Source organism: Microvirga sp. BSC39, from assembly GCF_000739015.1.
Lineage (GTDB): Bacteria > Pseudomonadota > Alphaproteobacteria > Rhizobiales > Beijerinckiaceae > Microvirga.
Genome location: NZ_JPUG01000070.1, coordinates 175,014 through 192,196, shown reverse-complemented (window position 1 = coordinate 192,196; position 17,183 = coordinate 175,014). Strand labels below are relative to the sequence as shown.

Sequence of the window (17,183 nt, the reverse complement as noted above, 5' to 3'; positions counted from 1 at the left end):
ACCCTTCTCCGGCAGGAGATGGGCGAGTAGCCAGCCAGCGTGAATTCGATTTCTGCGCGAGCCAGCCAGTCCTCAAGAAAAACACTATGAAAGACTGGAATCGTCAGGATGATTACCTTCCTGCGCGAAGGCCTTCGCGCGTCCACCTCACCCCTTGCCCTTCTCGTTCTCGCCCCTCTCACGGGCGCGACGCTGGCCACCGGCGCGCAGGCGCAAGCGCAGGCCCCGACGCCGGAGGCGCCCCTGTTCACCACGCTCGACGCCATCACGGTCACGGCCGAGCGTGCACCGACGCCCGTCTATGACAGCCCCTCGACGGTGAGCGTCACGTCGCAGCAGGAGATCGACCGGAAGAACATCAACTCCCCGCGCGATCTCGCCCGCGAGGAGCCCGGCGTCTCCGTCGGCAATCAGCCGTCGCGCGGCGGCGCCACCAATTACGTGATCCGCGGCATCGGCGAGAACCGCGTGCGCGTGCAGGTGGATGGGGTCAAGATCCCGGACTTTCCCGAGACCAATATCGGTGCGGGCACCTATACCCGCGACTTCGTCGATTTCGACAGCCTGAAGCAGGTCGAGATCATCCGCGGTCCGTCCTCGGCTCTTTATGGCAGCGACGCCATCGGCGGCGTGGTCTCCTATGTCACCAAGGATCCGTCCGATTACCTCAATCTCGTCGGCAAGGATTGGTATCTCTCGGCCAAGACGGGCTACGACAGCGAGGACAGAAGCTTCCTGCAGACCTATACCGGAGCCTGGCGCTTCGGGCCGTGGGAGTCGCTCATCCTCTACACCCACCGCCAGGGTCACGAGGTGCGGCCCAACCTCGACGACGACTCGACGCTGCGGCCCAACCCGCAGGACTTCTCCGCCGACAACGTGCTCGCCAAGCTGCTCTACAATGCAGGCGATTGGGGGCAGTTCAAGTTCACCGGCGAGTTCCTGCGCAAGGAGGTCGGCACGGAGCTTCTCAGCGACCGCTCGAACATGCCCGGCGGCGGTGGCATGCCCTTTAGCCGCGTGTTCGATTCCGATGCGGAGGACACCACCACCCGGCCGCGCCTGAGCTTCGACTGGACGCTGCCCGTGACCTGGTCCGTGGCCGACACGGTGCGCACCAGCGTGTACTGGACGAAGGTGGACCGCGAGGAGAAGACGCTGCAGCAGCGCGGCACATCGTTTACGGGTCCACCGGCCGAGCCGAACCGCATCCGCTTCTCGGATTTCGGATTCAACCAGGAGATCTACGGCGCTGAAGTTCAGTTCTCGGGCACCCGCCAATGGGGCGAGTGGGAGCACAGCTTCATCTACGGTGCCTCCATCGACTCGACCACCACGTCGCGTCCGCGCAACAGGATCGAGCGGAATCTCGACACGGGCGTCGAGACGCCCACGATCTCCGGCGAGACCTTCCCCAACAAGAATTTTCCTGACACGGAGACGGTGCAGGCCGGCCTCTACGTGCAGGACACCGCGCGCTATGGAAGGCTGCGCATCATTCCCGCCATCCGCTTCGACACCTATCATCTCGATCCGAACCCGGATGCGGATTTCGACCGCTCGAACCAGCGCGACTTCGCCGTCGAGGAGCAGAACGAATTCGCCGTCTCGCCCAAGTTCGGCATCACCTACGACCTGACGGATCAGCTGCGTGTGTTCGGTCAGTATGCCCGCGGCTTCCGCGCGCCGCCCTACGACACGGCGAATTTCGGCTTCTCGAATCCGATCTTCTTCTATGAGATCCTGCCGAACGGCAATCTCAAGCCGGAGACCAGCGACGGCTTCGAAGTCGGTCTGCGCGGGCGCTTCGACAACGGCTCCAGCTTCCAGGTGTCGGGCTTCTACAATCTCTATAACGACTTCATCGAGACGGTGACCGTCGGCACGTCTCCGGCAGGCCTCACCCAGTTTCAATACCAGAACCTGTCGAACGTGCGGATCTGGGGCATCGAGGCCAAGGGCGACTGGCGCCTCACCCCGAACTGGTCGATCTTCGGAGCGCTGGCCTATGCGCAGGGCGAGGACGAGGAGACGGGGCTTCCGATCGACTCCGTCGATCCGTTCACAGCCCATGCGGGCATCCGCTACCAGCATGAAGCCGGCTGGGGCGCCGAGGTCAGAGCGCGCGGTGCTGCGGGAAAGAACCGGGTGAGCGATGCGACCTACTTCCGGCCGGATTCCTATGTGACGATGGATGCCCTGGTCTTCTACGACCCGACGCCGAATCTCTCGCTCAACCTGAGCGCCTACAACCTTCTGGATGCCGAGTACCACAACGCCCAGGATGTGGCCGGCGTGCTGGCCTCCAACCGCAACCTCGATCTGTTGCGCGCATCGGGCCGCACCTTCGCTCTCAACGCGACGATCCGCTGGTAACTTTTAGGCGCGGGGAGCGCAGGTTCCCCGCGCGTCCGCTTTGCTGACAATGGAGACACCCATGTTCATCGCCATGAACCGCTTCAAGGTTTTGAAGGACGCCACGCAGGAGTTCGAGCAGCGCTGGCTTACGCGGGAGAGCTACCTGCATGAGCTCGACGGGTTCATCGAGTTCCACATGCTGCGCGGCCCCGAGCGCGAGGATCACGTGCTCTATTCCTCGCACACCGTCTGGGCCTCGAAGGCGCAGTTCGAAGCCTGGACGCGCTCCGAGCAGTTCCGTGCCTCCCATACGCGCGCCAGCACAGGCTCCAACAAGCCCCTGACCCTGGGCCACCCGGAATTCGAAGGATTCGACGTGATCCAAACCATCGGGCTGACGGCGAAGGCGGCGGAATAAGAGAATGAGCGCTTCCGTGAGCGAACTGATCCGCCAGGATCTTGCAATGAGGCCGGACGGCATCCTCGAGCAGGTTGCGGAAAAGCACGGCGTGGCGATGCAGGCCGTTCTCGATTGTCTTCCAGCGGAGGCCGCCGTGCGGGTGCCCGGCGATCTCTACCGGGAGATCTGGCAGGAGGTGACGCAATGGGGGGCGATCACCCTCGTGGTGCATACCCGTGACGGCGTGTTCGAATGCGAGGGCAGCGTTCCACCGGGAACGGAAGGCCGCGGCTATTTCAACATCCACGGCGAGAGCCCCATCGGCGGGCACTTGAGGATGGAGCGCTGCCGGTCCATCTATTTCGTCGACCGTCCCTTCTTCGGCCGGCGCTCCTGCTCGGTGCAGTTCGTCAACCACGAGGGCGGTGTGATGTTCAAGATTTTCGTGGGGCGCAACAAAGACCGTTCCCTCAAGGCGGATCAGGTCGCCCGGTTCGAGGCGCTGCTCGCGGAACATCGCCAGTCGGCCTAACCGGCCATACAGGGAGAGGCGAAGAGCATGGCGAAAGATCCGGTCCTTCCGGTCGACGACGAGGCCCGCGGGCTTGCCAAGAAGCTCATGCGCACGGTGCGCTCGGGCGCACTTGCCACCAACGATGCGCAGAGCGGCATGCCGTTTGCCAGCCTCGTGCAGGTGGGAACGGATCTCGACGGGTCGCCGGTCATCCTCACCTCCCAACTCTCGGCCCATACCCGGCTGCTGGAGGCCGATCCGCGCTGCTCGCTGCTCCTGTCCTCCATCGGCAAGGGCGACCCGCTGGCTCATCCTCGCCTGACCCTCCTGGCCGAGGCGCACAGGCTCGAACGGGACAGCCTTGAGACACAGCAGGTCCGCCGCCGCTACCTGCTGCAGCATCCCAAGGCCGAACTCTACGTGGACTTTCCCGATTTCGCCTTTTGGCGCCTCAAGTTCGTGTCGGGCAGCCTCAACGGGGGCTTCGGCCGGGCCTATCGCATGTCCAGGGAGGATCTGCTGGCGGATCTGTCCGGGTTCTTCGACTTCTACGATTTCGAGGCCCAGGCGGTCGAGCACATGAACGAGGATCATGCCGACGCGGTGGCGCTTTATGCCACGCAGCTCTGCGGCGCCCGCGAGGGCGCCTGGCGCCTGATCGGCATCGACCCGGAAGGCGTTCAGATGGCGCTGGGCGACGAGACCCTGCGCCTGCCCTTCCCAAGAGCGCTCACCGGCCCGCATGAGGTGCGGCCGATGCTCGTCCGGCTGGCGAATGAGGCACGAGGCCGGGTTTCCTAGAAAAGCACCGGAGGCCTGTGGCAGAATGGACCTTGCCTCGAGCCCCTGAGCACCGCATCAAGGGATCGGATCGCGCAACAGCATCCGTCCGATCTGCCGGTCCAGGAATCCAATCCGACGATGCGCTTCCCCGTTCTTCCTCCCTACGCCCGCTCGATCCTCGCGGCCATCGCCGATGCGGGCGTGCGCTTCTCGCGCAATGACGGCCTTGCCATGGCAAGCCACGTGGTGCTCTCCCTGGTGATCGCGCTCTTTCCATTCCTGATCTGCGTCGCGGCGCTGGCAGCCATTCTCGGGGCCGGACGCATCTCCACCCATATCATTCACCTGCTGTTCGACTTCTGGCCTGAGGGAGTCGCGGGTCCGCTGGCGCGGGAGGCCGACAAGGTTCTGATCCCCCGCCGGAACGTGCTGACGATCAGCATCGTGCTCACCCTGCTGGTCGCCACGAACGGCGTGGAGAGCCTGCGCATCGCCCTGTGCCGGGCCTACGGGGTCGAACGGTTCAGGCCCTGGTGGCAGGCCCGGCTGATCGGTGCGGGTTTCGTGCTGATCGGCGCGGGCGCGCTGGTGGCGTCTGCGGTCCTCGTGGTGCTGTGGCCGTCCTTCTGGCGCGCCGCGGTGCTGTCGATGCCGGACCTGAAGTCTCTGGGTCTTACCTATGACGCGGTTCGCTACGGATTGGCTTCCGTCATCCTGGTGGCGGGCCTCGCGGCCACTCATCTCTGGCTGCCGGATGCCCGGCCCCGCGCATGGAACGTGCTGCCCGGCATCGCCGCGACCTTGGTCCTGTGGCTTCTCGGCGCCAGTCTCTACGGCGAGTTCCTGGCCAACATGACCCACCTGAAAGCGACCTATGCGGGGCTCGCGGGAATTCTGACCGCGCTGATCTTCCTGCAGATCTCGGCGGCGATCTTCATCTTCGGGGCCGAGCTCAACGCTGCCCTGCGGCGGCGGACAAAGCCTGCCGACGATCGCGCCACAGCCATTCTGGAAGCAGAACCTGCTTCTGTGGTGCAGCTCTAGCTCACACCCTCGTCCTGCTTCCTCTCGCAATCTCGCTTCGGACTCTGCTGCGGAGGCCGCTGCTCCTGGGCAACGATGGTGTTGTCCGTGGGCGTCTCCGTCGCGAAGGCCGGAGCGGCGAAGATGGTCAACAAGGCGAGGGAGAAGATGCGAAGCATGTTGGTCGTTCCCTGGTCGAGGCAGGCTGATGCTAGGGCCAAGCAGACCGAATGGCCAGCCCGTCTCACAGGCAAGTGATCAGGCCGATTCTCCCCTCTTGAAAACCGGAAAAATTGATCCTAAAATCAGGATTGCCAAGGCCTTTCAAAGGCTTGGCCATACGGGCGCCGGCGGGTGTCCGGCGCTCTCGGATCCATGTTGCTCATTGGAGGATGTGGTTATGAGAACAGCTTTCGACTTCTCACCCCTGTACCGCTCGACAGTCGGCTTTGACCGACTGTTCGACATGCTCGACCAGTCGACCCAGGTCGAGTCCATGGCCAACTGGCCGCCCTACAACATCGAGAAGCTGGGTGAGGACCAGTACCTCATCACCATGGCCGTTGCGGGCTTCTCTCCTGAGGAGATCGAGCTCACGCAGAAAGAAGGCCAGCTTCTCGTGATAGGCCAGAAGAAGGGCTCCGACGAGAGCAAGCAGTATCTGCACCGCGGCATCGCGACCCGCGCCTTCAAGCAGATCTTCAACCTCGCAGATCACGTGAAGGTGGTGGGTGCGAACCTTGAAAACGGCCTGCTGTCCGTCGAGCTCAAGCGCGAGGTGCCCGAGGCCCTGAAGCCGCGCCGCATCGAGATCAATTCCGGCAACGGCATGAAGAGCCTGGGGCAGGATAACCAGCGTGCGCAGATCGAGCACGGCAAGGCTGCATAACTGGATGCGCCTTTCAATGGCGCCGGCGGAGTGCCGGCGCCAAGCGCCCACCATGCGCAGCTCAAGGCGAGGCGTGCATGAACAGAGCGGCCCTGACGAGGCGGTCGGGGCCGAGATCGTCGTTCGCATCGAACTTCATCAGTTCCGCCAGGCGGTTGCGGGCGCGATTGATGCGGCTCTTGATGGTGCCGATATTGGTGCCGCAGATCCGCGCTGCGTCCTCGTAGGACAGCCCTTCCGCGCTTACCAGGAGCAGCGCCTCGCGCTGGTCCACGGGAAGCTTGCCGAGGGCCTTGAGCATGTCCGTGAAATCGAGCCGTGAGCCTTGGTCCGGCATGACTGCAACCTTCTCGGCCCAGGAACCTTCAGGATCCTCGACCTCGCGCTTTTTCCTGCGGATCTGGGTCAGAAAGTCGTTGCGCAGGATCGTGAAGAGCCACGCCTGCATGCTGGTGCCGGGCTGGAACTTGTCGAAATTGCTCAGACCTTTGAGCAGGGCGCTCTGCACCAGATCGTCCGCCCTGTCGACGCTGCCGGAAAGGGAGATGGCAAAGGCGCGCAGATGCGGGATGGCTGCGAGCATCTGCTCCTTCAGGGAGTTTTCGATGGACACTCTACCAACTCCTTCCAGTGCGAGCCTTTCAGCAAGCCCTGCTTGGCGCCCTGCTGCATTAACCTATGCGAAGCTTGACGACATCCCGTGAGCTTCACTCCTGAGATATGCCTCCTCTTGAAGCACAGTCGGATTGGTCAAGGGTCTGCGCTGAAAGCCGAGCATCAAGGATATGAGCAGACAAAAGCGGAACATGGACGCTCGGCGAATTGTTGTCTTGGAGGCTCCTGCTTCTTGGAGGGCACCATGCGCGTGTCGTTCAAAAACCTGATGACGGCGGGCCTTGCCCTCGCCGGTTCCATGATCGTTCAGCCCGCTCCCGCCGACGCCCAGCCCTACTGGGGACCCCACTACCAAGCCGGCTGGGGCTACCGCCCCTATGCTCCCCGGGCCTATTATGGGCCACGCTATTATGGAGGCTATCGCTCCGCCTACTACGGTCCGCGCCGCCATTACGGCTATCCCTATCGGTATTACCGGCGCTCCAACGGAGGCGCCATCGCGGCCGGCCTGATCGGCGGTCTGGCGCTGGGGGCCATCGTGAGCGCTGCGGCCAACCCGTATTACGCTCCGGCCTATTACGCGCCGCCCCGCTGCTTCTTCGAGCGCCGTCGGATCTTCACCCCGTATGGGCGCGTCATCGTTCGCCGGGTCCAGACCTGCTATTGAGGGTCGGCACCATCGAAGACTGGAAAGCCCCGCCTCCGCGGGGCTTTTCTCATCCGTTGAAGCCAGAGACCGGACGCGTTAAGCCTGTCCTGTCAGATTTTGGATGCTTCATGACCGTACGCTTTCATCGCGGCGACCTGCCCGCGAATTACACACCCGGCTCCGCCATCGCCATCGATACCGAGACGCTGGGCCTCAACCCGCATCGGGACAGGCTCTGCGTAGTGCAGATCTCCACCGGGGACGGCACGGCGGACGTGGTGCAGGTCCTCAAGGACGGCCCCCTGCCGGAAAATCTGATCCGCGTCCTATCCGACGAGAGCGTGCTCAAAATTTTTCATTATGCCCGCTTCGATCTTGCCGTGCTCTTCCATACGTTCGGGGTCATGCCGCGCCCGGTCTATTGCACCAAGGTCGCCTCGCGGCTCGTGCGCACCTATACCGACCGCCATGGCCTCAAGGATCTGGCGCGGGAGCAACTCGGCGTGGAATTGTCGAAACAGCAGCAATCCTCGGATTGGGGCGCCGACACGCTCACGCCGGCCCAGCTCGACTATGCGGCCTCGGACGTGCTGCACCTGCACGCCCTGAAGGAGAAGCTCGACCGCATGCTGGAGCGGGAGAACCGTCTCGGCGTCGCCCATCAATGCTTCAGCTTCCTGCCGACCCGGGCGCAGCTCGACCTCCTCGGCTGGCCCGAGACGGATATTTTCGCCCATTCTTGACGGGCGCTTAAACTTTCCCGCATAAAACCCATATCCGTCATAACATCGCCATGTCCGTCCGTCATGGCGCGGGGCCGATTGTGAGGCGGAAGGGGTTCAGAAGTGGCGGGAATCGAGGGCACCACGATGCTTGACGGCCCGGCCTTGAGGCCGGCCGGCCGGTCGACGCGCGCCTACACCAAGGCCCGCCGCCATTCCCATTGGGTGCGCTTCGCCAAGATCGCCATTCCCCTCGGCTCCCTGATCGGCATGGCCGCCGTGGGATTCGTGGCCTATTACGATCCGTTCCGGAACATCGAGAACCTGAGCTTCGGCTCGATCGGGGTGAGCGGCAGCAACGTCACCATGGCGAGCCCGAAGCTCACCGGCTTCAAGAACGACAACCGCCCCTACGAGGTGACTGCCACGGAGGCCACGCAGGACGTACGCAAGCCCGACTTGGTGCAGCTCAAAGGGCTCAAGGCCCGCATCGTCACGGATGACCGCGGCAGCGTCGCACTGCTCCAGGCCGCGAGCGGTACTCTGGATACCAAGCGGGAGCAGATGCGGCTGCGCGACAACATCGTGGTCACCACGGATGCGGGCCACGAGGTCAAGCTTCGGTCGGCCTTCGTCCAGTTCAAGTCCGGCAACGTCACATCCAACGAACCCGTCGAGGTCTCGTTCGGCAACGGCTCCATCGAGGCCGAGAAGCTGAAGGTGACGGACAACGGCAAGGTGATGAGCTTCGAAGGCCGCGTGCGCACCGTTCTCGAACCGTCCCGCTCCGCCCCATCGTCCAAGGACGCTGCCGGCACAGGCTCCACGATGCCTGCTTCAGCCCCAGCGCCCCAACAGACAAGTACCCGTCCATGATGAGTTTCTCACGCACCGCCCTCACTGTCGCGCTTCTCGCTTCCGTTCCGATACACGCCGCCTGGGCTCAGGCCGGCAAGGAGCGCGCGGTGGGCTTCGGCAATTTCGGCTCCAGCAAGGAGCCGATCAAGATCGATGCCAACAAGCTCGACGTCTTCGACAAGGAGGGACGCGCTGTCTTCACCGGCGACGTGGTGGCGGTTCAGGGCGAGAGCACCATGAAGTGCACGATCATGACCGTGTTCTACGAGCAGCGGGACCAGAACGGCGGACAGGCGGCAGCCCCTGCCGCACAAGGGGCCGATGACAGCGCGATCAAGAAGATCGACTGCAAGGGACCGGTCACCATCGTGTCCCGGACCCAGGTCGCCACGGGCGAGAACGCCACCTTCGACCGCGGCTCCAACAAAATCATGCTCACCGGCAATGCCACCTTGAGCGACGGGCCCAACGTCACCAAGGGCGAGCGGGTGCTCTACGACATCAACACCGGCGTGGCCAACATCGAGACGACCCCCGGCGGCCGCGTGAGGGCGCTGTTCGTGCCCGGCAACGGCGGCCCGGCCCCCACAGGAGCCGGCGGAGCCGCCCAGGGCAATGCCAAGCCGAAGCCCCAGCAAAAGCCAGCCACGAACTAATACGGGTCGTTCCCTTCCCTCTTCTCCCATTCATCATCAGCGACGAGCCTTGTGAAACCGCTTTTCAACCGATCTCAACCCGGTCCTTCGGACGTGAGCCTCCTGGAGCCCCATGCGCCCGGGCCGGTCCTGCATGGCTCCTCCCGGACCGAGGGTGAGGCTGTCTTCGGCGGCGCCGGCATTCTGGCCGTGAAGGGCCTGCAGAAGAGCTATCGCGGCCGCACCGTCGTCCAGGACGCGGGTCTGCAGGTGCGGGCGGGCGAAGCCGTCGGCCTCCTCGGGCCGAACGGCGCAGGCAAGACCACGATCTTCTACATGATCACCGGTCTCGTCGGGGCGGATCGGGGCGTCATCAGCCTCGACGGCCATGACGTGACAGGCCTGCCCATGTATCGCCGGGCCCGGCTGGGCATCGGCTATCTTCCGCAGGAAGCCTCGATCTTCCGCGGCCTCAACGTGGAAGACAACATCCGCGCCGTGCTCGAGATCGTGGAGCCCAGCCGCAAGGAGCGCGAGCGCAAGCTCGACGCGCTCCTCGAGGAGTTCAACATCACGCGTCTGCGCAAGTCCCCCTCGATCGCGCTCTCGGGCGGCGAACGGCGCCGCTGCGAGATCGCCCGTGCGCTGGCGGGCGAGCCGACCTTCATGCTCCTCGACGAGCCCTTCGCGGGCATTGACCCGATTGCGGTCGGCGACATCCAGAACCTCGTGCGGCACCTGACCCGCCGCGGCATCGGCGTCCTCATCACCGACCACAACGTCCGCGAGACCCTGGGGCTCATCGACCGCGCCTACATCATCCATTCCGGCCGCGTGCTCACAGAGGGCACGCCGGACGCCATCGTGGCGAACGAGGAAGTGCGCCGCCTGTATCTGGGCGAGGATTTCCGGCTCTACTGAGACGTATCCCTTTTGACGGATCGCTCCCGATCCCGGTAGAAAGTAAACGGCATGCAAGAAGCATGCCGTTTCGGGTGCGGTCATGAGTGCGATGCAACGGCTGGAGCTGCGCCAGGGCCAGTCCCTGACCATGACGCCCCAGCTCGTTCAATCCATCAAGCTGCTTCAGCTCTCCCATGCGGAGCTCGCGGCCTATGTGGCGGCGGAACTCGAACGCAATCCCCTGCTTCAGGAAGGCGAGATCCGGGCTGACACGCCCAGCCTGAGCCTTGCCGACTTCCTGCGCGCTCGGCAGAAGGCGCAAGCCGCAGGCGCCAGGATCGTTCCCGGTCCGCCGCCCCTGCGCGGCCAACCCGCCTCGGGAACGCCCGGTCCCGCTCACGGCGAGATCAGGCCCGAGCTGGAGGAGACGCTGGCCCGCACGGCCAGCCTGACGGAACACCTGCAGGCGCAGCTCGATCTCGCCACGTTTGATTCTCACCTTCGCGCGATCGGCGAGCACCTGATTCACAGCCTCGACGAGGCCGGCTACCTCAGGGAGGACCCGGACGAGATCGCCGCACATCTGGGAGTAGCGGCCGCCGAGGTGGAAGCGGCCCTGCGGCTGATCCAGACTTTCGAGCCCTCCGGCGTCGGTGCGCGGGATCTTGCCGAATGCCTGAAGATCCAGCTGAAGGAGCGCGGCCGGCTCGATCCGGCCATGCAGGCGCTGCTCCAGCATCTGCATCTCGTTGCCCGGCAGGATTTCCCCGCTCTGCGGAGAGTGTGCGGCGTCGACGGGCAAGATCTCGCCGATATGCTGGCCGAGATCCGCCGCCTGGAGCCCAAACCGGGTCTCGCCTTTACGCCCGCCAGGATCGATGTGCTGGTGCCCGATGTGCTGGTGCGGCCCGCGCCCGACGGCAGCTTGAGGGTCGAGCTCAATCCCGACACCCTGCCCCGGATCCTGTTCGACCGAGCCTATTACACGGAGGTGGCGAAGGTACTGCGCAAGGACGAGGACAAGAGCTTCCTGTCCGAGTGCGTCCAGACCGGGAGCTGGCTCACCCGCAGCCTGGAGCAACGTGCCAGGACCATCCTGAAGGTTGCCACCGAGATCGCCCGCCAGCAGGAGGACTTCTTCCGCGAAGGGATCGCCGGGCTACGTCCCATGACGTTGAAGAGCGTAGCGGACGCCATCGACATGCACGAATCCACGGTCTCCCGGGTGGCGGCGAACAAGGCCATCGGCAGCGAGCGCGGCACCTATCCCATGAAGTTCTTCTTCGGCGCCGCCACGGGCGAAGGCGAGCATGCCGCCAAGGCCGTACGTCACCGCATCGCTCAGCTGATCGGTGCCGAGACGCCCGAAGACGTGCTCTCGGATGAGGCAATTGCCCAAAGATTGAAAAGGGAGGGGATTCATGTCGCCCGCCGCACGGTGGCGAAGTACCGGGAGGCTCTGCGGATCCCATCCTCGGCGGTTCGTCGTCGCCGGCACAGTCGCGAAGCTTGACCGGTCAGCCTTGAGATTTCAAGACTTGCATTGAACTCCATTCGGATCATCATCTCCAAGCGTCATGCCCTAAGGGATCGCGGCCAAGCGACGGCGCCACGGTGAAAGAGCCAGTTGAGGAGGATATGATGACATTGAGAGTGTCGGGGAAGAATCTCGATATCGGCGAAGCTCTCAGGTCTCAGGTCCAGGCCCGAATGGCCGGTGCGCTGGCGAAATACTTCGACGGCGGCTATTCCGGCCATGTGACCGTCACCCGTGACGGCGGCGGATTTCGCACCGACTGCGTGCTACACCTCACTTCCGGCATGACCCTGGAGGCTTCAGGCGCAGCCGGCGATGCCTATGCCAGCTTCGACCAGACCGCAGGCCGGATCGAGAACCGCCTGCGCCGCTACAAGCAGCGCCTCAAGGACAAGTCCGGCACCGGTGCACGCACCGGCAGCCTGGAGGTCCCTTATGCGGTCTTCGAGGCGCCGAGCGACGAAAACGTCGAGGAGGAGGGCTATCATCCTATCGTCGTAGCCGAGACCACGAAGCCGCTTCACACGCTCTCCGTCAGCGACGCTGTGGTGCAGCTCGATCTGACCGGGGCAGCCGCTCTTGTGTTCATCCACGCTAGCACCGGACGCGTGAACGTCGTATATCGCCGCGGTGACGGAGCAATCGGTTGGGTTGATCCGCCGCTCGCACAGGCCTGAGGGGAACTACCTCTTTTGGCCCAGTTCTTGCGTGGAACGGTGAGAGGCCTTCCAGGCTTCACATCAAGAATGCAGCGTGATCGATGCCCTTGCTGGACTTTCTAGACCCTCAGGCCGTCCTGCCCGCCTTGCGCGTCAGCGGCAAGAAGCAGGCTCTTCAGGAACTGGCTTCCCAGGCGGCCCGGCTCACAGGCCTTTCCGAGACGGCCATCTACGAGTCTCTCCTGCAGCGCGAGCGCCTCGGCTCTACCGGAATCGGCGAGGGCATCGCCATTCCTCACGGCAAGCTGCCGGGCCTGACCCGGATCTTCGGTCTCGTGGCCCGTCTCGACAAGCCGGTGAATTTCGAAGCCCTCGACAGCCAGCCGGTGGACGTGATGTTCCTGCTCCTCGCCCCCGAAGGCGCCGGAGCGGATCACCTGAAGGCCCTGGCGCGGGTTGCCCGCGTCCTGCGTGAGCCCGGCCTGATCGAGCGGGTGCGCGCCACCCGGGATCCTGAGGCTCTTTACGCCATCATGACCGAAATGCCCAAGGCCGCCTGACGCCGGCAGGATCCGGCTTCTGACCTAACGTAAAGATATCTTTAAGACGTCCTCCGCAATCTTGCCGCAACGGTACAAGAAGGATTCGGGGGCAATGGCGTTTCTGGCTCGGTTGAAACAACCGTCGGTGCGGATGCGCGTCGCGACTTTGAGCGGCGTGATGGTGCTTGGCTTTGCGGTCATCGGTGCGGTGTTCCAGACGGGCCGTTCCGAGGTGGAGCAGGCGCTCTCGGCACAGCAGACCTATTCGGCCCTCGCCGAGAAGGCCAACGGGTTCCGCGGCCGGGCCGATGGCCTGAAGGTGGTGGCCGGCGAATGGACCACGAGCCGGCTCAGCCATCATGGCCAAGCCTTCTTGGAACAGCACAAGTCTCTGGCTGCTCAGCTCGACGAGATGAGCGCGGCACCGGGCGCGACCCTGATCGAGCCCGAGATTGCCTCCCTGAAGCAGCATGCCGCTGCCCTGCTCAGCCAGGGCAGGGCTCTCGACAAGCTCTATACCGCTATCGGCACCAAACCCGACGAGGGTGCGCAGGGGCGCCTTCTCAAGGCCGAGGCGAACTTGGAGAAGCTGGTGCGGCCCCTGACGGGCAGCGGCGAGACCATCACATGGCGCCTGTGGGCCGCCATGCTCGGCATGTTCAACCAGGAAGCCCGCGCCCGCATCCTGCTCGAGGAGAGCATCCTGGGAGCCTTCGAGGTCGAGCAGGGACGTTTCACCCGTGCCCTGGCCCAGCTCTCCGGTGATCTTGCCAAGGAGAAGGCTGCCGTCGAGAGCGCCAGCGTGTCGTTCCAGGAGGCTTTCAATGCCTGGGGCGAGTTGGAGCGGGAGGTCTCGGGCCAGAGCGAGAAGCTGATGGGGCAGTTCGACCTGCTCGTGCCGGCGCTCGATCAATTGCTCGCCAAGGTCCGTACCGAGGCTCATAAGACCGATGACCAGCTCACCGCCTCGCAGCAGCGCACCTTCACCCTGATCCTGTGGGCCATGGGCGCAACGCTTCTCTTCGGCCTGGTTCTGAACTTCATCGTCGGGCGTTCGATTTCCCTGCCGCTCACCCGCCTGCAGCAGGCGATGCGCCGGCTCGCCGACGGCGACGCCTCCGTGGAGATTCCCTCCACCAAGGGGACCGACGAGATCGGCGCCATGGCCCGCACCGTGCTGGTCTTCCGCGACAATGCCCGCGAGCGCGAGCGGCTCACCCACGAGCGCGAGGGCATGGCGGCACTCGATGCCGAGCGCGCCCATGCGATCTCCAACGCCATCATGGCGTTCGACGCCACGGTCGAGCAGATCCTGGCGGAGGTCCGCGATGTCACGGGCGATCTCGCCAGGGCCTCCGGCCAGCTGGAGGGCTCGGCCAACCACGTGACCCAGCAGGCGCAGATCGCAGGAAGCGCCTCCCTGCGGACGGCGCACAACATGTCGGCGGTGGCGAGCGCCGCCGAGGAGCTCGATGCGTCCCTGGCCGAAGTCGCCGCTCAGACGAACGCCTCGGCGAAGGCCTCCGAGCGCGCCGTGGCCGAGGCCCGCGGAGCCTCGAGCAGCATGTCGGTGCTGTCGTCCGCGACATCGCAGATCGGCGAGGTGGCGGGCCTCATCCGCTCCATCGCGGCGCAGACCAACCTCCTGGCGCTCAACGCCACCATCGAGGCGGCCCGCGCCGGCGAGGCCGGCAAGGGCTTTGCCGTCGTGGCCAACGAGGTGAAGGATCTGGCCGGCCAGACCGCCAAGGCCACCGAGGAGATCGCCCGGCAGATCGAGGCGGTCCAGGCCGCCTCGCGGGAAACCCTGGTGGCGCTCGGCACCGTGCAGGCCTCCGTCGAGGATCTGGCCGGGGTCGTGTCCACGGTGGCCGGAACCGTGAGCCAGCAGACGGCGGCAGTATCGGAGATCGCCCAGTCGGTGGCTCAGGTCTCCACGGAAGCGCAGGCGGGCACCTCGGCGATCGAGACCACGCAAGGCGTCGCCGTGCAGTCTCTCGATGCAGCCCGGGCTGTGGCGGATCTCTCGGTGGCTCTGGAGCACCAAGCAAAGCGGCTCGGTGCCGAAATCCACCAGTTCCTCAACAGCGTGAAGGCGGCTTAAGATCGAAAGGCTGGGGACCTTACGGCTGCCCGGCCATTTCCCAGACGAGCTGGACATTGGCCGTGTAGCGGATCGTCGCCGGGGGCACGATCGGCACCGATTCCGCTCCCTTGGCCATCGTCATCGACATGCGCATGTCGGGCTGCGGCTCGAAGGGCTGGGCGGACCCGTCCCGGATCTCCAGCAGGCGGCCGAGCGACACGCCGGCCGCGGCGGCATACACGTCGGCCTGCCGCCTGGCATCGCGCACGGCGGCCTCGCGCGCCTTGTCCGCGCCTTCCTCCTGCCGGTCGAGACCGAAGGAGACCGACTGGAACGTCATGTCGCCGCTCGCCAGGATCTCGCCGGCCAAGCGCCCGACGCCGTCGAGATCGCGGGTGGTGATCCGCAGCTGATGATGGGCGGAGAACTTCGGGGTCTTGATCTCCTTGCCGTCGGGGCCGACCTGCTGGGGCGTCTGGAAAACCTGGAAATTCGCCGTGCGGATGTCCTCGCGCTTGATGCCGAGGCCTTGGATGCGGGCGAGCACCCGCTCCGTGGCCGTGTTGTTGGCGGCGCTCGCCTGCGCGACCGTGTCGGCCTGGGTTTCCACCGTCACGTGGATGCGCGCGAAATCGGGCTTCAGCTCCGCCTCGCCGGTGCCCATGACGCTGATCGTGGGCTGACGTGGAGAGGTGGGAGCCTGCGCGAAGGCAGGGGAGACCAAGCTCATGGCGAGGAAGATGACGGCTACGGAACGCATGACGAAACGTCCTTCTTGAAAAGAAAAAGCTCCACCCGAGCGGGTGGAGCTTGGCGGGCGCGCCGACTGTGCGCGACCGAATCTGAGCGGCGGATTAACGGCCGGTCTTCACCCGGGTCCAGAGGCGGGTGACGGTGCGCTGGGAGCGCTCGTCATAGGCCGTGTTGGTGAAGAGCCGCTTCATGGTGGCGTCGTCCGGATAGATGCCGGGATTGTCGAGGATCGCCTTGTCGATATGCTGCTTGGCCGCGAGATTGCCGGACGCGTAGGACACGAAGTTCGTGTTCATGGCGGCGATCTCGGGACGGAGCATGAAGTTGATGAATTCATGCGCCTCGGCCACGTTCTTGGCGTCCGCCGGGATCACGAAGCTGTCGAACCACATCAGCGCGCCCTCGCGGGGGATGACGTAGCCGACCTCGACGTTGTTCTTGGCCTCTTCGGCGCGGCTCTTAGCCTGGATCATGTCGCCCGAGTAGCCCACCGCCACGCAGATGTCGCCGTTGGCGAGCGCGTTGATGTACTCGGAGGAGTGGAACTTCTGGATGTTGCCGCGCACGCGGAACAGGGCATCGCCCGCCTTGTTCAAATCCTCGACGCGCTTGGAATCGGGATTGAGGCCGAGATAGGCGAGCACGCCGGGGAAGAGGTCCTCAGGTGAATCCAGCATGTAGATGCCGCAGGCCTTCAGCTTGGAGGAGATCTCCGGCTTCAGCACGAGGTCCCAGGTGTTGAGCGGCACGTCGCCCAGGATTTCCTTAACCTTCTTCACGTTGATGCCGATGCCCGTGGTGCCCCACATGTAGTTCACGGCAAACTGGTTGCCGGGATCGAACACGGCCAGGCGCTGCGTCACCTCCGGCCACTGGTTGGCGAGGTTCGGCAGCTTCGCCTTGTCGAGCTTCTGGAACACCTTGGCGCCGATCAGGCGCTGCACGAAGGGGCCCGACGGCACGACGATGTCGTAGCCCGACTTGCCGGCGAGCAGCTTGGTCTCGACGATCTCGTTGTTGTCGTAAGTGTCGTAGACCACCTTGATGCCGGTCTGTTTCGTGAACTCGTCCAGCGCCTTCGGGTCCACGTAGTCGGACCAGTTGTAGACGTTGACCACACGCTCCTGGGCGGTGGCGGCGGTTACAAGGCTCAAGGTCAGAGCAACCGAAGCGAGAAGACGGATCATCAGGGGTGGGAACTCCTTGAAATTAAGAAAAGCCTTTATTGGCCAAGCGCTCAATTGAAATCCTATTGCC

At 64.6% G+C, this 17,183-nt stretch carries 19 protein-coding genes; 15 read left to right on the top strand and 4 right to left on the bottom strand.

Annotated features, from left to right (window positions below; genetic code table 11):
• Positions 1–108 precede the first annotated feature (108 nt).
• The 5 genes from MA07_RS18570 (at position 109) to MA07_RS18550 (ending at position 5,099) form a co-directional block, all read left to right on the top strand.
• Positions 109–2,376: a TonB-dependent hemoglobin/transferrin/lactoferrin family receptor gene (locus MA07_RS18570; protein WP_052003309.1), complete on the top strand. Its 2,268-nt coding sequence runs from the start codon at positions 109–111 to the stop codon at positions 2,374–2,376.
• A gap of 61 nt (positions 2,377–2,437) precedes the next feature.
• Positions 2,438–2,776, top strand: coding sequence for an antibiotic biosynthesis monooxygenase (locus tag MA07_RS18565; RefSeq protein WP_036354430.1), 339 nt, complete (start codon positions 2,438–2,440; stop codon positions 2,774–2,776).
• A 4-nt stretch (positions 2,777–2,780) separates the two neighbouring features.
• Entirely contained in the window at positions 2,781–3,290 is a 510-nt protein-coding gene (hutX, locus tag MA07_RS18560) for a heme utilization cystosolic carrier protein HutX (protein WP_052003308.1), read from the top strand.
• 27 nt (positions 3,291–3,317) lie between these two features.
• Complete coding sequence (locus MA07_RS18555; RefSeq protein WP_036354426.1) at positions 3,318–4,073, top strand: DUF2470 domain-containing protein; 756 nt, start codon at positions 3,318–3,320, stop codon at positions 4,071–4,073.
• A gap of 120 nt (positions 4,074–4,193) precedes the next feature.
• Complete coding sequence (locus MA07_RS18550) at positions 4,194–5,099, top strand: YihY/virulence factor BrkB family protein (RefSeq protein WP_052003307.1); 906 nt, start codon at positions 4,194–4,196, stop codon at positions 5,097–5,099.
• On the opposite strand, the gene MA07_RS30220 is transcribed toward MA07_RS18550, so the two are convergent.
• Positions 5,096–5,257, bottom strand: coding sequence for a hypothetical protein (locus MA07_RS30220; protein ID WP_160195458.1), 162 nt, complete (start codon positions 5,255–5,257; stop codon positions 5,096–5,098). The genes MA07_RS18550 and MA07_RS30220 overlap by 4 nt on opposite strands.
• Before the next feature lie 221 nt (positions 5,258–5,478).
• On the opposite strand from MA07_RS30220, the gene MA07_RS18545 reads away from it, so the two are divergent.
• Entirely contained in the window at positions 5,479–5,967 is a 489-nt protein-coding gene (locus MA07_RS18545) for an Hsp20 family protein (protein WP_036354424.1), read from the top strand.
• A 61-nt stretch (positions 5,968–6,028) separates the two neighbouring features.
• On the opposite strand, the gene MA07_RS18540 is transcribed toward MA07_RS18545, so the two are convergent.
• Positions 6,029–6,580, bottom strand: coding sequence for a sigma-70 family RNA polymerase sigma factor (locus MA07_RS18540; RefSeq protein WP_081929035.1), 552 nt, complete (start codon positions 6,578–6,580; stop codon positions 6,029–6,031).
• Between the two features lie 246 nt (positions 6,581–6,826).
• On the opposite strand from MA07_RS18540, the gene MA07_RS29725 reads away from it, so the two are divergent.
• From MA07_RS29725 to MA07_RS18495, 9 genes are all read left to right on the top strand, one after another.
• Complete coding sequence (locus MA07_RS29725; RefSeq protein ID WP_052003306.1) at positions 6,827–7,249, top strand: hypothetical protein; 423 nt, start codon at positions 6,827–6,829, stop codon at positions 7,247–7,249.
• A gap of 110 nt (positions 7,250–7,359) precedes the next feature.
• The gene (locus MA07_RS18530; protein ID WP_036354421.1) at positions 7,360–7,974 is read left to right on the top strand and encodes a ribonuclease D; all 615 of its coding nucleotides are present in this window, start codon (positions 7,360–7,362) and stop codon (positions 7,972–7,974) included.
• A 102-nt stretch (positions 7,975–8,076) separates the two neighbouring features.
• On the top strand, positions 8,077–8,829 hold the full coding sequence (lptC, locus tag MA07_RS18525; RefSeq protein WP_052003305.1) for an LPS export ABC transporter periplasmic protein LptC: 753 nt from the start codon (positions 8,077–8,079) through the stop codon (positions 8,827–8,829).
• Entirely contained in the window at positions 8,826–9,467 is a 642-nt protein-coding gene (locus MA07_RS18520) for an LptA/OstA family protein (RefSeq protein WP_052003304.1), read from the top strand. Before lptC ends, MA07_RS18520 begins: the two co-directional genes overlap by 4 nt.
• A gap of 102 nt (positions 9,468–9,569) precedes the next feature.
• Positions 9,570–10,367, top strand: a complete 798-nt coding sequence (lptB, locus tag MA07_RS18515; protein WP_244445287.1) for an LPS export ABC transporter ATP-binding protein — start codon at positions 9,570–9,572, stop codon at positions 10,365–10,367.
• 82 nt (positions 10,368–10,449) lie between these two features.
• On the top strand, positions 10,450–11,862 hold the full coding sequence (rpoN, locus tag MA07_RS18510) for an RNA polymerase factor sigma-54 (RefSeq protein ID WP_036354418.1): 1,413 nt from the start codon (positions 10,450–10,452) through the stop codon (positions 11,860–11,862).
• A gap of 125 nt (positions 11,863–11,987) precedes the next feature.
• Positions 11,988–12,563, top strand: a complete 576-nt coding sequence (raiA, locus tag MA07_RS18505) for a ribosome-associated translation inhibitor RaiA (RefSeq protein WP_081929033.1) — start codon at positions 11,988–11,990, stop codon at positions 12,561–12,563.
• Positions 12,564–12,646: 83 nt separating this feature from the next.
• Complete coding sequence (gene ptsN / locus MA07_RS18500) at positions 12,647–13,105, top strand: PTS IIA-like nitrogen regulatory protein PtsN (RefSeq protein WP_036354415.1); 459 nt, start codon at positions 12,647–12,649, stop codon at positions 13,103–13,105.
• Between the two features lie 94 nt (positions 13,106–13,199).
• Positions 13,200–15,191, top strand: coding sequence for a methyl-accepting chemotaxis protein (locus tag MA07_RS18495; RefSeq protein ID WP_081929032.1), 1,992 nt, complete (start codon positions 13,200–13,202; stop codon positions 15,189–15,191).
• Between the two features lie 19 nt (positions 15,192–15,210).
• On the opposite strand, the gene MA07_RS18490 is transcribed toward MA07_RS18495, so the two are convergent.
• Both MA07_RS18490 and MA07_RS18485 read right to left on the bottom strand, forming a co-directional pair.
• Complete coding sequence (locus MA07_RS18490) at positions 15,211–15,933, bottom strand: SIMPL domain-containing protein (protein ID WP_036354409.1); 723 nt, start codon at positions 15,931–15,933, stop codon at positions 15,211–15,213.
• Between the two features lie 94 nt (positions 15,934–16,027).
• Complete coding sequence (locus tag MA07_RS18485) at positions 16,028–17,113, bottom strand: polyamine ABC transporter substrate-binding protein (RefSeq protein WP_036354406.1); 1,086 nt, start codon at positions 17,111–17,113, stop codon at positions 16,028–16,030.
• Positions 17,114–17,183: the final 70 nt, after the last annotated feature.